Genomic DNA, 17,747 nt, shown 5'->3' with positions numbered 1-17,747 from the left:
CGGATTGCCTTCGTGCTGCGCCCTGGCCGGTAGGGGCGACGGCGACATGTGCGTTCTCCCTCCTGCCGCGTCGTGGAGGTAACTGGACAGAATGGCAGAAGACATTCGATACAACGAACATGCCCAGAAGAGCGGCGCAGTCTCGGAGGCGGGCAGCGAGGCGAGGGTAGTGCCGCGAAGCGTCACGGTGGTGATGATCAGCGCGACGATAGCGGCCGTGTTGATCATCGGGTTGCCCGTTCTGGTCACCGTGTTTCAAGGGGCTGCGCCGTACGACCGTCTCTTTCGGAGTTTTCCCGGTCTGTTGACCGGGGTCAGCACATCCGTGTTGCGCAGCGCGGCGGAGACGTCGGCACTCGTGACAATCGGAGCGCTGGCATATGCCCTGTTCCTCCGGGTGGGAACGTCGAGGGCGACACGCACGGTGGAGGAGTCGCTGGAGATCACGGTGTTGCGTGTAGCGGCGGGCCTGTGGTCTGGCTGTGCGGGACTGCTCGTCGTCTTCACGGCCTTCGACGCCAACGGCGTCTCTGTAGAGCGCCTCGCCGAGCCGAATGCGCTGCCATTCCTCTGGAGCGCTTCAGATGCGCCGAAAGCGTGGACCGTCGCGTTCCTCGCCTCGACCGTCGTCTTCTTTGCTTCTTTCGTTGCGGCGCGGTGGACAGGACTGCTGGTGCCGATGGGGGCAGCAATGATCGGAGCGCTTGCTCCCGTGGTGTCGGGTCAGGTGTTGGTGGGCCCGAATCATGATTTCGGCGGCGACGCCGCTGTTTTCCAGACCATCGGCGTCGTCCTGTTCTTCGGTGTTCTCGCCGTGCTGCTCGTGCGATCGATGTCTGGGCGGCTGATCGCGATCCCGACGCTGCGCCGGACCGCCGCAATCGCGATGATCGCTGTCCCGGTGATCGTCGTCACCGAGGGCGTGCTGACGGTGTTCAAGCTTGCAGGCACAGGCCTCTTCGACTCCGTGACGGGCGGGCTCATGCTGGCACGATGGCTGTGCCTGGCGGCGATCATCGTCGCAGCGGCACTGTACATGGTGTGGGTACGGCGCGGAGTGCTGCGCGAAAGCCGGATCTATGGTTTGCTTCTCGTCTCCGGATTCGCGGTGGCGGGCTGGATCGGCGTTTCCGTGGCGATGACGCGCGAGCCGCCGCCACAGTACTTCGTCCCGACCAGCATCTCGCAGGTGTTTCTGGGATTCGACCTGCCCGAGGCGCCGGGGATGACGGCGCTACTGACACAGTGGCGCCCGAACCTTCTCTTCGTCGGTGTCTCCGCGGCGGCGGTGAGCGTCTATCTGGTGGCGGTGCGGATGCTGTCGCGCCGCGGCGACCGGTGGCCGGCCGGACGCACGGCCGCATGGATTGTCGGCTGGACGCTGGTAGTGATCGCCACGAGCTCGGGCTTCGGCAAGTATTCCGGGGCGGACTTCGGAGTGCACATGATCGTGCACATGAGCTTGAACATGCTCGCACCGGCAATCCTCACCCTCGGTGGTGTCGTCACCCTGCTGCTGCGTGCCACCAGCGCAGGCGGACCGCTCGCTGGAGCACACGAGTGGCTCACGCGGGTATTGAAATGGCGGGTACTGCACTTTTTGTACAACCCGCTCCTCGTGTTCGTGCTGTTCGTGGGCTCCTACTACGGCCTGTATCTGACCGGGCTCTTCGGCGAGCTGATGCGCTTCCACTGGGGTCATCAGTTGATGAACGTGCACTTCCTCGTCGTGGGATACCTGTACTACAGCCTGATCATCGGCATCGACAAGCCTCCTCGATCTCTTCCTCACGTCGGCAAACTCGGGTTCGTTCTCGCAGCCATGCCGTTCCACGCGTTCTTCGGCGTCATCCTGATGACCGGCAGCGGCGGCGATACGCTCATCGCCGAGAACTTCTACCGGTATCTCTCCATGCCCTGGGCCGATCTCCCGGCCTCTCAGGCGATGGGCGGCGGCGTCGCCTGGGCCGGGGGCGAGATCCCGCTGATGATCGTGGTGATCATCCTCGGCATCCAGTGGGCGCGTCAGGACAGCCGAGAGGCCCGCCGCAAGGACCGCCACATGGATGCCGGCCTGGATCCCGATTTCGATCAATACAACGCCATGCTGGCCCGGCTCTCGAACACCCGGAGCACTGCCGATGAGAGGGGCGGGGAAGAACGATGACCGCTGTAGAAATGACCCCGCCCATCGAGCTGGATATCTCCGGCATGACCTGCGCCGCCTGCGCTGCGCGGGTCGAACGCACTTTGAACAAGCTCGACGGTGTCCACGCGTCGGTGAACTACGCCACAGAGCGAGCCGTAATCGTCGGGTTGCCGTCGCACGATCTAGGCGCTGCAGTGTCCCGAATCGAGGACGCGGGCTACGGTGCGCACGTACGTCAGGGCTCTGACGATGCCTGGTCCCGACGCACCACCGAGTCGCGGATCACCGCGCTGCGGCGACGCCTCATCCTCGCCGCGTTCCTGACGGTACCGCTGATGGACATCACCATCGTGCTCGCGCTCGTTCCCCAGTGGCGCTTTCCGGGTTGGGAATGGCTCTGTGTGCTCCTCACCGTACCGATCGTCACTTGGGCGGCATGGCCGTTCCATCGTGCGACGCTGCGGAACCTGCGGCATCGTCAGGTCAGCATGGACACTCTCGTCTCTCTTGGGATCGTTGCCTCCTTCGGCTGGGCCATCGCCACCCTGATCTTCGACATCGGGCACAACTCCGGCAGCGGATTCTGGCTCGGGTTCGGCGCGACGCCGACAGGCGCGGATGCCGTCTACCTCGACGTCGCGGCCGGGATGACGACACTCCAGCTGTCGGGGCGGTACTTCGAAACGCGCTCACGACGTCGAGCGGGAGACGTTCTGGGGGCGCTCAACGCTCTCGCGGCCACTCACGTGCGCATCGTGCGCGAGGGCATCGAGTCCCGCGTGCCGGTCGAGCAGCTCCGGGTGGATGACACCTTCGTCGTGAGGCCCGGCGAGACGATCGCCGCGGACGGCATCGTCCTCGACGGCACCGCGGCGGTGGACACGAGCATGATGACGGGAGAGCCCCTGCCCACCACGGTGTTCCCCGGGTCGGCAGTGGTCGGTGGCACGATCAGCACGGACAATCGCATTGCCGTGACCGCCACTGCGGTCGGCACGCACACGCGTCTCGCTCAGATGGCCTATCTGGCAGAACAGGCGCAGGCGCGCAAGGCGCGCGTGCAGACCGTGGTCGACCGCATCACGGTCTGGTTCGTCCCCGGCGTCATCGTGCTGTCGATCATCGTCGGCGCCGGATGGGCGTGGGCCGGATCCCCGCTCGCCCAGACCATCGGAACGGCGATCAGTGTGCTGATCATCGCGTGCCCGTGTGCACTGGGCTTGGCGACGCCGACGGCGCTGATGGTCGGCGTCGGACGCGGCGCGAGCCGCGGCATCCTCATCAAGGGCCACGATGCCCTAGAATCCAGCGGAACGATCACCACCGTCGTGCTCGACAAGACCGGGACGTTGACCACAGGTGCCATGTCCGTCGCGGCCGTCATCGCGATCGATGCCGACGAGCGCGATGCGATCAGGCTCGCAGCCGCCGTCGAGCGCGGTTCCGAACACGCGATCGCACGCGCCATCGAGAAGGCTGCTCAGGATCACGGGCTCGAACCGCCCACAGCCTCTGGTTTCCATGCGTTCCCGGGACTTGGTGCGGCGGCCATCGTCGACGGCAGTGAGGTCATCGTCGGAAGTCCAGCGCTCCTGTACTCGCGGGGTATCCCCGTGAGTGCAGACGCACGCGAGTCTATCGCCAGGGCAGAAGAGCACGGCCACACCGTCGTCGCGGTCGTCCGGGAGGGCGCGCTCCTCGGCGTCGTCGCGCTCAGTGACACCATCAAGCCCAGCGCCGCGGTCGCTGTCGATGCTCTGCACGCCGAGGGGCTGCGCACGATCCTGCTCACCGGAGATTCCCAGCCCGCCGCCGAACGGATTGCGCGCGCTCTCGGTATCGACGCGGTGCGCGGAGGGGTGCTCCCGGATCAGAAAGCCGACGCCATCCGTGCCCTGCAAAAGGACGGCGCGCGCGTCGCGATGGCCGGCGACGGCATCAACGACGCTGTCGCTCTCGCCACGGCCGACCTGGGTATCGCGGTGGCCTCAGGATCGGACATCGCGCTCAAGGCCGCCGACATCATTCTCATCCGCGAAGATCTCCGCGCGATCCCTGAAGCGATCGTCCTCTCCCGCAAGACTCTTCGCACGGTACGGACGAATCTTGTCTGGGCCTTCGGCTACAACATCGCCGCCATTCCGATCGCGGCAGCGGGCCTGCTCAATCCCCTCATCGCTGCGGCCGCGATGTCCCTCTCATCCGTCCTCGTCGTCTACAACAGCCTGCGCCTGCAGAATACGCGGCTGGACTCCGCTCCTCACATGGTCAGTGCCCCTGAGACCGAACTCAGAGGCGGGCAGCCCGGATGAGTTCGCGGGCGTATTCGCCGAGGTCTCGTTCGCTTCCCCGCCAGATGGCGGTGATGGGTCGGCGAACGGGCGGGTCCAGCGGGATCTGGAGGATGCGTCCGAGCCGAACGTCGTCCGCGATCACGTGCGCGCTCGTGACTGTGGGGGCGATCCCTGCCTGGACGGCCGACCGGATTGCTGAAGAGTTATCCATGACGATTGCGGGCGGTGCCGGGGTGTATCCGGCATCGTGAGCGGCGTGCTCCCAGGCCAGTCGTGTGCCGCTGCCGGGTTCGCGCGTGATGAGTGGCACAGAGGCAAGGTCGGAAACACGAATCTGCGTGTTCTGGGCAGCTGGGTCCGACGTCCCGACTGCAACGACAAGCTCGTCTTCCACGAGGACTGCGTGTGAAAGGTCGCGAGGCAGATCCGGGGTCTCAATGAGCCCGACGGAGGCCTGTCCCTCGCGTACCAGCCTTGCCACGTCTTGACTATTGGTCGCCCGTATTCGGATCGTCGTGGGTTCACGGCCGGCGGCGAGTTGGGTCTGGCGTACTCTGAGCAGCCAGGTGGGGAGCAGGTGCGCAGCGACGGTTTGGCTTGCGGCGATCGTGACCTCGCGCATCTGCGTGCCCCTGAGACCATCGACGGCGTCTGCGAGCGTGTCGGCGGAATGGAGCAGATCCTGCATCCATGCGGCGAAGACTTCTCCGTCGGCGGTGGCGCGGACGCCTGCGGGCGTCCGTACAAGCAGCTCGAGACCGAGGGATCGCTCCATCGCGCGTATCCGGGTAGACGCGGCCTGCTGCGAGATACCGAGTCCCCGGGCGGCAGCGGAGATTGATCCGTCCTGTAGGACGCGCTGCAGGAGCCTGAGGGCCGAGATGTCCGGGAGCGTGACCACGGGTACAGCCTAACCTTGTGGGGGTATCCAGTCGGGGCAGATTCCCGCGGGGTCTAGCCGCCGAGGAGACTGGCTGGTGTGAATCTGTCTGCCGTGATCGACCGCGTCCGCACTCTCAGCCCGGGAGTCGGGTTGTGTCTTCTCATCGCTGCTGTTTCGCTCGTTTTAGGGCATTTTCTTCCCGTGGTAGGCAGCGCTCTTCCTGCAGTGTTCATCGGATTCGTGATCGCCGCGATCCGTCGGCCGGGGACGGCGGTATTGCCCGGGGTGGGGTTTTCGAGCAAGATGCTGTTGCAGGTGGCCGTGACGCTGTTGGGTACCCAGCTATCTCTCCGGGATGTCGCCGAGGTCGGTGTGGAGTCGTTGCCGGTGATGCTCAGTTCCCTTACCGTTTGCTTGCTTGGCGCAATATGGATCGGCCGGGCGTTGGGAATAGCGGCGCGTCTGCGGACCCTCATCGGTGTGGGGACGGGTATCTGCGGGGGGTCCGCGATCGCCGCGGTCGCACCGGTGATCGGGGCAGCGAGCGGTGAGATCGCGTATGCGATCAGTACGATCTTCGTGTTCAACATCATCGCTGCAGTGGTGTTTCCGATCCTCGGGCATCTCATGGGCTTGGATGCGCACACTTTCGGGCTCTTGGCGGGCACTGCCGTGAACGACACGAGCTCGGTGGTTGCCGCTGCGAGCGCGTTCGCAGCCTCGGCTCTCGGATTCGCTGTCATCGTCAAGCTGGTCCGAACGCTGATGATCGTTCCGGTGTCCATCGGGCTGTCACTGCTCGAGGCCCGCCGCTCAGGGGCATCTGCCAGGGATCTGCTGCGCAAACCCAACCGGCTCGTTCCCTGGTTCCTGCTGGGGTTCCTTCTGACGACCGTCGCGAACTCGGTGGGATGGGTCTCGCCCGTAGTGCAGGCCGCAGGGTTGACGGTGAGCACCACACTCATCGCCGCGGCTCTGGCCGGCATCGGATTGTCGACGAACATCTCGGCGGTTCGGACTGCGGGGTGGCGTCCCTTGATCCTCGGCGGGATCCTCTCGATACTCGTCACGGGCACTGCGGTTGCGGCGCTCTTTGTCACCGGATATCTGGGCTGAGGTGGCGGGGGTCGCGGACCCTCGCCGGAGAGCGATGCGGGCCGTCCTCGTCGTGAGGACGGCCCGCACGGATGACATCAGTGGACGGGCTCACCCGCTGGGTCGAGTACCCACCAAACGTCCATCAGGCCCTGCCCGGCCGTCATACCTGCTTCGGTGTCCCCTGCGAAGTAGTACAGCGGCCACCCGTTCAGCGTCAGCTGGTCTTCGCCGTCGACGCCCGTGATCGTTCCGGTCTCGCCCGAGACCCCGTCGAGCTCGACGTCCGCATCGGCGGGGACGGCGGGCCACTTGGTAGCGCATTCTCCTGCACACGCCGACGCATCAGCCCCCTGCGTGTCCTTGTCGAAATGGTAGACGACATTCCCGTCGGCGTCGACGATGACTTCGCCCAGTTCGGTGTCTGCTGTCGTGAGGGTGAAGCCGGCAGGAGTTTCCTCCATCGGGGGTGTCGATGGTGGGTCGGTGGCCTCTGCACCGCCTCCGGTCCCGTCGGAGGCGCACCCGGCGAGCGCCAGGCCGGAGATCGCCAGCACTGCAAGGGTGGTTCGCGAGTTTCATCTTCATCGGGCAGGTCCTTTCGTCGGTGATCGTCGCGGTCGCGACTACTGGGAACACGACGTCAGGGTGCCCTGGGTTCACCCGTGCAGCGGGTTGCTGAGGACCGTCTCCCCTTTCGCTGTGCGGATCTCGAGCGTCTGCATGTCATCGAGTTCCATAGCGGTGGCCGCGTCCAGGGTGATCTCGCGTCCGGGTACGGCGCTCCAGCTGGCGACTTCACGGAGCCCACCGTTCGCGTCTGTGATCACGAGAGTGTAGGACCAGGGGCCGTTCTCGTCACCCCACTCACCGCCTTCGGGGTAGTCGCATGTGATCCGGACGCTCGTCCCCCATGCGACGCTTCGCAATTCGACATCAGCAACCATCTCGGTGGCAGTGACAGCATCCATGGCGATTACCGCATCCGGCCGGTCCGGGGCAACGATGCCGGGCATAAGGATGATGCCGATGACAACGGCGGCAGCAGCGAGACCGGCCACGACGCCTCGCACACGGCGCACCTGTCTGCGCCGAATCCGTTGAATGGTGCGCTCGACGAGGTCCGCGGGAGGCCGGGCCTGGTCACCGCTGTCCGTTCGGTCGGCCCCGTCTGCGGTGCTGAGATCGGCCCGCGCGAGCAGTCCGGGCATGCCAGCGAGAGATCCGACGGCATCGCGGCATTCCGAGCATCCCTCGAGGTGAGCTTCGAATCGGCGGCGGTCGACTGGGGTGAGGGCGCCGAGAACGTATGCCGCGTCCCATTCCGCCATCGCACGATGCTCTTCACTCATCTGCTCACTCCTCTCTCTTGGAACGCTAACCGCAAGGCGCGAAGCCCATAGTGCAGGCGGGATTTCACGGTTCCTTCTGCGATCTGCAATTCGTCGGCGAGTTCCGCGGTCGTGAGAGAACCGAAGTAGGCGCGTACGATCACCTCACGGTGGTTCTCGCTGAGCGACGCCAGCGCGTCATCGATCAGCATTGCGTCGAGCATCTGGTCGACACGATCGGTGACGGCACGGTCCGGTACCCGGTTCGTGGTGCTCTCATGGCGTCGCTGGGCGCTTCGGACACGATCGATGACGACACGTTTCGCGACGGTGAAGAGCCACCCGCCGACGTCTTCGGGCGGCTCATCGAGAATTCGTGGCGCCTTCCATGCCCGGATGAGGGTCTCTTGAACGACATCGTCCGCTTCGGACGCATCTCCTGTCAAAGAGACGACGTATCGCCACAGCGGTGCAGCATGCCGCTCATGCAACTGCCTCAGGGCCTGCGCGCGAGCCTGCCTCATCCGACGATCTCCACCCTTTCAGCTCGTCCAACACCTCACCTCATCCACGTTAGAGACGGACGCGGAGTTCAATCTCTCGTCAGTCGATGTGGGGCCTCGAAGCTGGGGCGAGTCCGAGGAGAACAGCACACCCGCCCTGGCCTCGCGTCCGATGCCGGTATCGCCCTGTATTGCGTCTACTCCGCAAGACCTGCCACCACCCTCGCCCGTCCTACCCCTCAGGGGTAGGGTATAAGAGGTTCATCTGGAAGGAATATCGATGAAAGTGCTCCTCACTGGTTCGACGGGTTACATCGGCTCAGCCATTCTCACCTCACTGACATCGGCCGGTCACGAGGTCACCGCGCTCGTGCGCACCGAGGACGCCGCCACCGCAGCCGGTCGCGCCGGCGTCGCTCCGGCCGTCGGCGACATGCGCGACGCCGGCCTCGTCACCGAGCTCGCCAACACAGTGAATGCCGTCATTCACGCTGCGACCCCCGGCGACGAAACCAGCAGCGATGCGGACAACGAGTTCGCCGACGCCGTGCTCGCAGGTCTCGGGGACCGCGGCGCGGCATTCATCCGTACCGGCGGAATCTGGATCCATGGATCCGGAAGCGATCTCACCGAAGAAACACCTCACGATCCGCCCGCGCTCGTGGCTTGGCGATCCGAGATCGATCGACGCATCCTCACGGCCTCAGGGATCCGCGCCGTTCTCGTGGAACCAGCCATCGTCTATGGTCACGGCGGCGGCATCCCCAACATCGTCACCCGCGCGGACGCCATCGGTTCCCCGCCGGGCCTGCAGCTCCTCGGAGACGGTACGCAGCACTGGGGCACAGTACATGTCGACGACCTCGCCGACCTGTACGTTCTCGCGCTCGAAAAGGCCCCGCACGGAGCGGTGTACCTGGGCGCCAGCGGTCACAACCCCACTGTCCTGCAGATCGGAGAGGCCGCCAGCCGCGTCCGTGGCTTCAATGGAAAGGTCACTCCGGAATCGACTGCGCGGACGGTCGAGCGTCTGGGCGCCTTCGGCGAAGCCCTGCTCCTCGACCAGCAAGCGAGCGGCCGGCACGCCCGGGAGTCACTCGGGTGGGCTCCGAAGCACCCCACGCTCATCACGGAGATCAACGAGGGGCATTACACCGACTGAGACGTCAGCCGCAGTTCAATCGCTTCTGGAGGTCTGTCATGGCGGCAATTTCCGCCGACTGATTCTGCGAGATCTGCTTTGCCGTGTCGAGGAGCCGGGGGTCCGCACCGAGCTCGACGACGGCATCGCTCATCTCGATCGCGCCGCGATGGTGGCGGATCATGAGATCTAGGAACAGGCAGTCTTGAGCGTCCCCACGAGCCTGTTGCAGCTGCGCGATTTCCTCGCTGGTCGCCATTCCCATCGCAGCTTCACGGTCTGCGGTGGTTTCGCTTCCGCTGGATCCATGATGCTGCCCGGTATCAGCGTCGCCCATCCACGTCATGAGCGGCTCTCCGGCCTGCGGCCTGCCCCATGAGACGAGCCATCCGAACATCTCGCCGCGCTGTCCGGCTTGGGCGGTGGCGATGTCGTAGGCGAGCACACGCAATTCGTCATCCGTGGTGTCCCGGTAACTGATCATCGCCATCTCGACCGCCTGGGCGTGATGTACCTGCATGTCTCGCGCGAACCCTACATCAGCGCGATTTGGCTCTGCGACAATGGTGGGCGGCCCGCCTGACGCAGAGAATCGTCCAACCGCGAACGCGAGCACGAGCGCGGACCCGACAGCCACCACAGCCATCAGCCAACGCGTTCGCCGGATTCGGATGAGGCCACGTCCTCCAGTGCGGCGACGGGGTGCTGGTATGTGACCTGTCATCGTTGGTCAGCTCGTCTGGCCCGGGCCGTCAAGGGCCCCGGTGCAGGCGGCGTTGGGTTCGGGCACGTTCTGGCTGCGCCAGTATTCCTCGAAGAATTCACTGATTCGCTCATCTTGCACGGAGTCGACGCGTAGCTGCGCATTCCAGGCGCTCACCGCCACCGGGGATCCGAGATCGGGGTACGGAGAGAGAAGCGCATAGGTGGAGGGAATCAGTTGCTTCAGTGAAGCGAGGTCGTCCCCATCGATGAGGTCCGGGTCGTAGGTCACCCACACGGCACCGTGCTCGAGAGAGTGCACCGCATTCTCATTCGTCTGCGGTTCGGTGTATGTGCCGCAGTTGAGCCAGTACGGGTTGTGGGGGCCGCCAGCGGGCGGCGTCTGCTCGTATTCGACGGTTTGCTGCGTGTGTTCCGTGGTGTGCGAGAACGTTTCGACGCCGTCCATGTCGTCTCCCGCACTTCCGGCGGAGTACTGCGCGGGTGGCGTCGCTGAGAAGGACGCGGCAAGAGCGCCGACCGCGACGACGGCCAAAGCGGCCGTGGCGACTCCCCCGCCGACCCAGAGCACGACCTTGCGCCGACGCTCAGATTGGAGTCGGCGCTGATACGCCGCTACCTTCGCTTGGCGCCGCTCCTGTCTCTGCTGCTTCACAGTCGATCGGGACTGATCTCGCCCGTTAGGTGTGTTCATTCGTTGGCCATCCCGTCCTCTGTTGCCCGGGCCCGTCTGTACCTGGGCTTGTCGCGGTAGGAGCCCCGCAGTCGGCTTCGTGCCGTTCCTGCAACTACCGGAGCGCCCGCCCGAGCCTGCCTCTTTCAGCCTCGCCGCACATTCGCCCCGTCTGTCTCCTCATCTCACCCACGATGATGTCGGACACGAAGTTCAATCACCATGGAGGTCAGTCGTTGTTCGACGGCTGCGACACGGACCTCCGAGGCAGAGCGCGCACCAGTGGTGCATCAGTCCAGACCGGGCCGAGCTTCGCCGCGCCTCCCGGGGAACCGAGCTCTGTGAAGAAGTCGACGTTCGCCTGCGCGTAGTCGGCCCACTGATTGGGCAGATCATCTTCGTAGTAGATGGCCTCAACCGGACAGACCGGCTCGCACGCACCGCAGTCCACGCACTCGTCGGGATGAATGTAGAGCATCCGGTCCCCTTCGTAGATGCAGTCCACGGGGCATTCATCCACGCAGGCCTTGTCCTTCACATCGACACAAGGCAACGCGATCACATAGGTCATTAAGCACCCCGTTTCTGCCCTCAGCCCTTCCGTTTTCATCCTCTTGTTCGGGCTGCGGGCACGGAAAGCATGATCCGTGCACGACATGGACCGTCCGGCTCATGCCGCGCGAAGCAACATCTAGATGTCGGATTTAGGTAAGCCTTGCTTCATTGATGGACGTTATGCTGGGAAGCGAGCACGTGTCCTGGATCAGGCCCGGGTCGTGAGATCGGAACAGTCACGCGAGGCACATCCCCCACCGCGCCGACGTCGCGTAGCGAATACTCAACGCGAGAAAGGAGCGTGAGGATGCATACCATGACCGAGGCGGAGGTCCTCCCTCCCACAGCTCAGCTTCTGGGAATGGAGGACGTCGAACATGCCCGTCCGATATGTGCTCACTCCCACGACTTCGGCGTGATATCGCTCGCCCGTGCCGGGCACGCCAGCCATCAGACCGAGAAAGGCCTCGCGCGTGTGGGAGCGGGCACTCTCACTCTGCTCGGCCCGAGCAGCTGGCATGCGTATGAACCCGATCCCGTCATCGAGCTCACCAACCTCTACATGACCCGCGCCCTGCTCGCCGTGGGCACGAGCAGGCACCTGACGACAGAGGTTCCTGCCCCGCTGCGCGACGCGCTGGACCCCGAGAACTCTCAAGGCTCTGTCATCAGCTTCGCGCTGACGGAGCCAGATGTGACGGCGCTCAAGCGGGTCTTCGCGCAGGTACGCGGGGATGACGGGCCGCGGAGCATCTTCTCGCAGCTGGCTCTGTACTACCAGCTCCTGGACGCTCTCGTTCCTGCGGTGACCGCGGCGCCGATGCTCATGGCCTCGTCATCCGCTGACCATCAGCACAGCCCGCTGGCCCCGGGGCTACGCAAGTACGGAGAGCATGTCACTCATGCGATCGCTCTCCTTCATGACCGCATCGATCACCCATGGACTCTCGGAGAACTGGCGGCAGGCGTGAGCATCTCCAGTTCTCAGCTCGTGCGCACCTTCCGTGCCGACACCGGCTCGGCACCGATCGCATATCTTCAGTCGATCCGTGCCGAGCGAATGGCGTACCTGCTGCGCACCACCGATCTCAGCATTGCCGCTGTCGGGCGGGCAGTGGGCTGGCCGGACCCGAGCTACGCGAGCCGCCGCTTCAACGCGCACTGGCGGCTCAGCCCCTCCGCCTACCGGCGAGGTCTGAGCTAGGGAATCCACCCGCTCGGATGAAGATGGCCAGTCATCCGCATTCAACGTCGAACGGCGAAACCGAGCGCGCTGAGCATCTCGATGCCGTCAAGCGTGATCCGCTCCGGCCCCCATGGCGGCATCCATACCCAGTTGATCCGGAAGGCCTCGACGACGCCCTCGAGCGCCTCGGCGATGTCGCCCTCGATGACGTCGGTCAACGGGCAACCGGCGCTGGTGAGCGTCATGGTGATGATCAGCACATCATCCTCGTCGAAGGCGACGTCATAGACGAGTCCGAGGTTGACGATGTCGATGCTCAGTTCGGGATCGAAGACGTAGGTCAACGCGTCGACGACCTTCTCATACCTGGTGACGCCCAGAACCTCAGGCGCGATCGGAGCCTGAACCTCGCTCATGCTGCACTGAGGAAGCGGTCGTATCCCTCGGACTCCAGGCGCGCAGCGAGCTCGGGGCCGCCGTCCTCGACGACACGGCCGGCGACGATCACGTGCACGAAATCCGGAAGGATGTATTTCAGGATGCGTGTGTAGTGGGTGATCATGAGCACGCCGAGCCCGGTACGGTCCTTCACACGATTGACGCCTTCGGAAACGATGCGGAGCGCATCGACATCCAAGCCGGAGTCGGTCTCATCGAGGACTGCGAACTTCGGCTCGAGAAGGTCGAGCTGAAGAATCTCGTGCCTCTTCTTCTCACCCCCGGAGAATCCCTCATTCACGTTGCGCGAGAGGAAAGCGGAGTCCATCCGGAGCTTCTCGAGACTGCTCTTGACCGTGTTCGTCCAGGTTCTCAGCGCGGGTGCATGCCCGCTGATCGCCGTCTTCGCCGTGCGCAGGAAGTTGGACACGGTGACGCCGGGAATCTCGACCGGATACTGCATCGCAAGGAACAGGCCGGCACGTGCCCGCTCGTCCACACTCATCGCGAGGACGTCCTCGCCGTCGAGCGTGATGCTGCCCTCGGTGATCGAGTACGCCGGGTGCCCGGCGATCGCGTAGGAGAGGGTCGACTTGCCGCCACCGTTCGGGCCCATGATGGCATGGACCTCTCCGCTGGCGAGACGCAGGTCGATCCCGCGCAGGATCTCCTTGTCGCCCTGGTCTGTTCTGACGCTGGCATGGAGGTTGTGCACCTCGAGAGTTGACATCGTGATGGCCCCTTAGGGATCGTATGGGCCTGTCCATTCGGACAGGAGTCGGGAGTTGATGATGGTGTCAGGCGGTACTGGTTCGGACGCGGATCAGACAGCGACGGGGGCTTTGACCTCGCTGCTCACTGTGTATTCGCCGATCTTTCGCTCGACCAGGCCGATGAGGCGCTCCTCCAGCTCGGGAACGCCGATCTTCTGGATCAGCTCGGAGAAGAACCCTCGCACGACCAGCCGTCGCGCCTCAGCCTCGGGGATACCCCGAGACTCCAGGTAGAACAGCTGCTCGTCATCGAAACGGCCTGTCGCGCTCGCATGGCCAGCACCGACGATGTCGCCGGTCTCGATCTCAAGGTTCGGCACCGAGTCCGCGCGGGCTCCATCGCTCAAGACGAGGTTGCGGTTCTGTTCATAGCTGTCGGTACCGGTCGCGGCCGGTCCGATGAGCACGTCGCCGATCCATACAGCCCGGGCGCTGTGCCCCTGAAGCGCTCCCTTGTAGGTGACGTTGCTGACCGTGTCGGGGGCATCATGATGAACGTAGACCTGCTGCTCGAAGAACTGCCCAGCTCCCGAGAAGTACAGACCGAGTGCGTCCGTGGCCGAGCGTCGTCCAGCGAGGTGGATGGACGGGGCGAGTCGCACCAGACCACCACCGAGCGTGACGACGATGTGCTTGAGCGTCGCCCCCTCGCCGAGACGTGCGAAGTGAGCGCTGAGATGCACCGCGTCGTCTGCCCAGTCCTGAACGCTGACCACGGTCAGCGCGGAATGGTCCGCAACGACGATCTCGACGTTCTCAAGCAGTTGCGCGGTGCCGGTGCTGTCGAGCACGACCGTCGCCGTGGCATCGGGTGCCGTGGCGATGAGCGTGTGCGCAGCCCGGGGTCTCTCACCCAGGCCTTCCCGCACGATGATCGCCTGTTCGGGCTGATCGCCCGTGGCTTCCACGAGCAGCACCTGCTCGGTCGCTGCCCAGGCCGAGGCATGGACTCGGTCCTCCGGTAATCCTGCGGTCCCGACGGACGCCTCCGCGAACGGAACCCATGAGACGCGGACCCCGGCGCTCGCGGTGACTCCGATCGGGAACGAAGTGCCGTCAAGTGTGTGGTCGGCGAGAGCGGCGACGGGGATGAGCGGTGTGTACTTCCACCCCGGGTCCTGCGATCGCAACGGCCCGAAGTCCTCTGGATCGGCCGAGTGGAGCCGACCTGCGCGGCTCTGCACAGGGACGTAAGGGGCCTCGACGTAGACGTCTGAGCCAGCGGGAGCAGAGGCGCTCATCCGACCGATCCTTCCATGCCCATCTCAATGAGCTTGTTCAGTTCCATCGCGTACTCCATCGGCAGCTCGCGCGCGATCGGCTCGATGAAGCCCCGCACGATCATGGCCATCGCCTCGTCCTCGGGCATGCCGCGGGACTGCAGGTAGAACAGCTGCTCCTCGCTGACCTTCGAGACCGTGGCCTCGTGACCGAGCTGGACGTCATCCACGCGGATGTCGATCGCCGGGTAGGTGTCGGAGCGCGACTTCGTGTCGACGAGCAGCGCGTCGCACCGCACGGTGTTCGCGGAGTGGTGGGCGTTCGCGTCGACGCGCACCTCACCGCGGTAGCCCGCGCGTCCGCCGCCGCGGGCGATCGACTTCGAGACGATCGACGACTGCGTGTAGGGCGCCATGTGGATCATCTTCGCGCCGGCGTCCTGGTGCTGGCCGGGACCGGCGAAGGCGACCGAGAGCGTCTCGCCCTTGGCGTGCTCGCCCATCAGGTAGATCGACGGGTACTTCATCGTCACCTTGGAGCCGATGTTGCCGTCGACCCACTCCATCGTCGCGCCCTCGTGCGCGACCGCGCGCTTGGTGACCAGGTTGTAGACGTTGTTCGACCAGTTCTGGATCGTCGTGTAGCGCACGCGGGCGTTCTTCTTCACGATGATCTCGACCACGGCCGAGTGCAGCGAGTCCGACTTGTAGATCGGGGCCGTGCAGCCCTCGATGTAGTGCACGTAACTGTCCTCGTCGGCGATGATCAGGGTGCGCTCGAACTGCCCCATGTTCTCGGTGTTGATACGGAAGTACGCCTGCAGCGGGATCTCGACGTGCACGCCCTTGGGCACGTACACGAACGAGCCACCCGACCAGACGGCCGTGTTCAGCGCCGCGAACTTGTTGTCACCGGCGGGGATGACGGAGCCGAAGTACTCCTCGAAGAACTCGGGGTGCTCGCGCAGCGCCGTGTCGGTGTCCATGAAGATGACGCCCTGCTCCTCCAGGTCCTCGCGGATCTGGTGGTAGACGACCTCGGACTCGTACTGCGCGGCGACACCGGCGACGAGACGCTGACGCTCGGCCTCGGGGATGCCCAGGCGCTCGTACGTCTCGCGGATCTCCTCGGGGAGGTCCTCCCAGGACTGCGCCTGCTTCGCGGTCGAGCGCACGAAGTACTTGATGTTGTCGAAGTCGATCTCGCTGAGGTCTGCGCCCCAGGTCGGCATCGGCTTGCGTCCGAAGAGCTGATATCCCTTGAGACGGGTCTTCAGCATCCACTCCCGCTCGCTCTTCAGCGCCGAGATGTCTCGGACCACGGCCTCCGAGAGACCGCGTCGCGCGCTCGCTCCGGCGGCATCGGCGTCGTGCCATCCGAATTCGTACACCCCCAGTCCGTCGAGCTCCGGGCGGTCGATCAACACATCCGACAAGCCTTCACCTTCCTTTCATATCCGAGTCGGCCGGGACTCTCCTGACACACAGGCCGCATCCCTCCGCACGCGCTTTCCTTCTATGCCACGTGCTGACTGGTTCAATCTTCGAACACCCTCGCGCGCCCAAAAAGGTCGATCTGCGCGTTCAGTTGATCGTGCGGCCCATACGTGTGTCCAACGCCATTCGCAGGATGCCGACGGTGCCTCGGCGGTCTCCGTCCGGAATGCGTCGCCGTGGCAGAAGGGTGTCATCGGCGGCTGTTCGGCATCGCACGCGAGAGTCGCCTCGCGAAAAGCACTCCGACGAGATCCTCCGAACAGTCGCATCACGACAAGGGACAACGTGGCACGAGATCTGATCCTGGCCGATCCGCAATCCGCCCGGGACGCGCTCGTGTTCGCCGAGCGCGCGGCTCAAGTGGGGGACGCGGCCGTACGGCTCCAGGCAGAGCGGGGCACGCTGGCGATGTACGCAGCCGCGCTGGCCCCGCAGGGCCTCCTGGATTCGACTCCCCTGGTGCTCGCTCTACGCGTGCTCCGCGCTGACTACGACCTCTCCTGCGATCTCACCGTGGAGTCATTGGCGGCGACTCCCGATCGGGCGGCTCTCCGCCTGCCGCAGCTCGCAGTCTCCCGCGGATGGGCGAGCGCGGCTGTACCTCGCGACGGATGGGCGCAGACCGGAACGGTGGGAGCGTCCGAGTTGCAACGCGTGGCACGAGCGGGAAACGCCGAGGTGGTCCGGGCGCTCCCCCGCACACCCGGAATGGACGTCGTGCGCAGAGTGCGCGCTCAAGTATGGGGGCAACCAGCCGAAGAGCTCGCAAACCTGCCCCGCGGTGTCGCGTTCGCTGCAGCGGCGTTCGGCTTCATCGGCGAAAGCACCGAGAGCGCATCAGTGTGGCGCGTCGGCCGGTGGGCACGAGTGAGCCTCCTGCGCGGGCATCTCCTCTATCGGGGCCCCGTGACCTCTGGTCTCACGGCAGTACGCAGGACTGGCGCCGCCTCATCGCGGTAGGGCGTTCTGTCCACGACAGCTCAAGCATGCCCGAGCTGATCCGACCTTCTGTCCCAGTAGAGGCCCTTCGACGATCACACGTGACTCAACGCGTGCTCATTCACCGTACTGCGGTGGCCCAGAGCTCTTCTCCATCGCTAACGGGCGTCAAAAGCGTCGCTTCCGGTTATCATCGAAATGTGTCGATGAGTTGGAGACGATGGCGAGGCCAGACCGGCCCCTGGCGCGCTGCCAGCATGCCCGCACGCGCCCGGACCCTAGGCCCTGCTCGTCCCTGCCCGAACGAATCGAACGTTCTCCGCCCCCTGTCGTTATCACAGAGAGAT

17 protein-coding genes and 1 pseudogene are annotated in these 17,747 nt (G+C 65.0%); 6 read left to right on the top strand and 12 right to left on the bottom strand.

The window, feature by feature from the left end; translation table 11 throughout:
* Positions 1-91: 91 nt before the first annotated feature.
* Together ACESK8_RS01790 and ACESK8_RS01785 are read left to right on the top strand one after the other, a co-directional pair.
* Positions 92-2,167: a cytochrome c oxidase assembly protein gene (locus ACESK8_RS01790; RefSeq protein ID WP_347125445.1), complete on the top strand. Its 2,076-nt coding sequence runs from the start codon at positions 92-94 to the stop codon at positions 2,165-2,167.
* Entirely contained in the window at positions 2,164-4,461 is a 2,298-nt protein-coding gene (locus ACESK8_RS01785; RefSeq protein ID WP_347125443.1) for a heavy metal translocating P-type ATPase, read from the top strand. The genes ACESK8_RS01790 and ACESK8_RS01785 overlap by 4 nt, the downstream gene beginning before the upstream one ends.
* Here the strand turns inward: ACESK8_RS01785 and ACESK8_RS01780 are convergent.
* Positions 4,439-5,344 carry a LysR family transcriptional regulator gene (locus ACESK8_RS01780; RefSeq protein ID WP_347125441.1) on the bottom strand — a complete coding sequence of 302 codons (906 nt, stop codon included), beginning with the start codon at positions 5,342-5,344 and terminating at the stop codon, positions 4,439-4,441. The two genes, ACESK8_RS01785 and ACESK8_RS01780, sit on opposite strands and share 23 nt — an antisense overlap.
* Positions 5,345-5,422: 78 nt before the next feature.
* Between ACESK8_RS01780 and ACESK8_RS01775 the strand changes: the two genes are divergently transcribed.
* Positions 5,423-6,442: a putative sulfate exporter family transporter gene (locus ACESK8_RS01775; RefSeq protein ID WP_347125439.1), complete on the top strand. Its 1,020-nt coding sequence runs from the start codon at positions 5,423-5,425 to the stop codon at positions 6,440-6,442.
* Positions 6,443-6,519: 77 nt separating this feature from the next.
* Here ACESK8_RS01775 and ACESK8_RS01770 read toward each other — a convergent pair whose 3' ends face one another.
* From ACESK8_RS01770 to ACESK8_RS01755, 4 genes and pseudogenes are all read right to left on the bottom strand, one after another.
* The gene (locus ACESK8_RS01770; RefSeq protein ID WP_372967019.1) at positions 6,520-6,885 is read right to left on the bottom strand and encodes a hypothetical protein; all 366 of its coding nucleotides are present in this window, start codon (positions 6,883-6,885) and stop codon (positions 6,520-6,522) included.
* Between the two features lie 195 nt (positions 6,886-7,080).
* A complete protein-coding gene (locus ACESK8_RS01765) occupies positions 7,081-7,632 on the bottom strand; it encodes a hypothetical protein (protein WP_347125435.1) in 552 nt (183 codons plus the stop codon).
* A 36-nt stretch (positions 7,633-7,668) separates the two neighbouring features.
* A pseudogene (locus ACESK8_RS01760) lies at positions 7,669-7,752 on the bottom strand (zf-HC2 domain-containing protein); the annotation flags it as partial.
* A 17-nt stretch (positions 7,753-7,769) separates the two neighbouring features.
* Entirely contained in the window at positions 7,770-8,276 is a 507-nt protein-coding gene (locus tag ACESK8_RS01755; RefSeq protein WP_347125433.1) for a sigma-70 family RNA polymerase sigma factor, read from the bottom strand.
* A gap of 259 nt (positions 8,277-8,535) precedes the next feature.
* On the opposite strand from ACESK8_RS01755, the gene ACESK8_RS01750 reads away from it, so the two are divergent.
* The gene (locus ACESK8_RS01750; RefSeq protein ID WP_347125431.1) at positions 8,536-9,417 is read left to right on the top strand and encodes an NAD-dependent epimerase/dehydratase family protein; all 882 of its coding nucleotides are present in this window, start codon (positions 8,536-8,538) and stop codon (positions 9,415-9,417) included.
* 4 nt (positions 9,418-9,421) lie between these two features.
* Here the strand turns inward: ACESK8_RS01750 and ACESK8_RS01745 are convergent, their stop codons facing one another.
* The 3 genes from ACESK8_RS01745 to fdxA form a co-directional block, all read right to left on the bottom strand.
* Positions 9,422-10,042 carry a DUF305 domain-containing protein gene (locus tag ACESK8_RS01745; protein WP_347125429.1) on the bottom strand — a complete coding sequence of 207 codons (621 nt, stop codon included), beginning with the start codon at positions 10,040-10,042 and terminating at the stop codon, positions 9,422-9,424.
* Positions 10,043-10,126: 84 nt separating this feature from the next.
* Positions 10,127-10,567 (bottom strand): DUF3105 domain-containing protein, encoded by a 441-nt coding sequence (locus ACESK8_RS01740; protein ID WP_347125427.1) that lies wholly within the window; start codon positions 10,565-10,567, stop codon positions 10,127-10,129.
* 454 nt (positions 10,568-11,021) lie between these two features.
* Positions 11,022-11,363, bottom strand: coding sequence for a ferredoxin (gene fdxA, locus ACESK8_RS01735; protein ID WP_347125425.1), 342 nt, complete (start codon positions 11,361-11,363; stop codon positions 11,022-11,024).
* 291 nt (positions 11,364-11,654) lie between these two features.
* Between fdxA and ACESK8_RS01730 the strand changes: the two genes are divergently transcribed.
* Positions 11,655-12,551 carry a helix-turn-helix domain-containing protein gene (locus ACESK8_RS01730; protein ID WP_372967018.1) on the top strand — a complete coding sequence of 299 codons (897 nt, stop codon included), beginning with the start codon at positions 11,655-11,657 and terminating at the stop codon, positions 12,549-12,551.
* A gap of 41 nt (positions 12,552-12,592) precedes the next feature.
* On the opposite strand, the gene ACESK8_RS01725 is transcribed toward ACESK8_RS01730, so the two are convergent.
* The 4 genes from ACESK8_RS01725 to sufB all read right to left on the bottom strand — a co-directional run bounded on the left by ACESK8_RS01725 (position 12,593) and on the right by sufB (position 16,400).
* Entirely contained in the window at positions 12,593-12,949 is a 357-nt protein-coding gene (locus tag ACESK8_RS01725; RefSeq protein WP_347125421.1) for a metal-sulfur cluster assembly factor, read from the bottom strand.
* Positions 12,946-13,701 (bottom strand): Fe-S cluster assembly ATPase SufC, encoded by a 756-nt coding sequence (sufC, locus tag ACESK8_RS01720; protein ID WP_347125419.1) that lies wholly within the window; start codon positions 13,699-13,701, stop codon positions 12,946-12,948. The genes ACESK8_RS01725 and sufC overlap by 4 nt, the downstream gene beginning before the upstream one ends.
* Before the next feature lie 93 nt (positions 13,702-13,794).
* Positions 13,795-14,985 (bottom strand): Fe-S cluster assembly protein SufD, encoded by a 1,191-nt coding sequence (gene sufD, locus ACESK8_RS01715; RefSeq protein WP_347125417.1) that lies wholly within the window; start codon positions 14,983-14,985, stop codon positions 13,795-13,797.
* On the bottom strand, positions 14,982-16,400 hold the full coding sequence (gene sufB, locus ACESK8_RS01710; RefSeq protein WP_372967017.1) for a Fe-S cluster assembly protein SufB: 1,419 nt from the start codon (positions 16,398-16,400) through the stop codon (positions 14,982-14,984). The genes sufD and sufB overlap by 4 nt, the downstream gene beginning before the upstream one ends.
* A 346-nt stretch (positions 16,401-16,746) precedes the next feature.
* Here sufB and ACESK8_RS01705 point away from each other — a divergent pair, with 346 nt between their 5' ends.
* On the top strand, positions 16,747-17,421 hold the full coding sequence (locus ACESK8_RS01705) for a hypothetical protein (protein WP_347125413.1): 675 nt from the start codon (positions 16,747-16,749) through the stop codon (positions 17,419-17,421).
* Positions 17,422-17,747 lie beyond the last annotated feature (326 nt).

Origin of the sequence: Microbacterium sp., from assembly GCF_041641055.1 — a bacterium.
Lineage (GTDB): Bacteria > Actinomycetota > Actinomycetes > Actinomycetales > Microbacteriaceae > Microbacterium.
The sequence above is the reverse complement of the archived record's forward strand: the minus strand, read 5'-3'. Positions and strand labels throughout refer to the sequence as shown.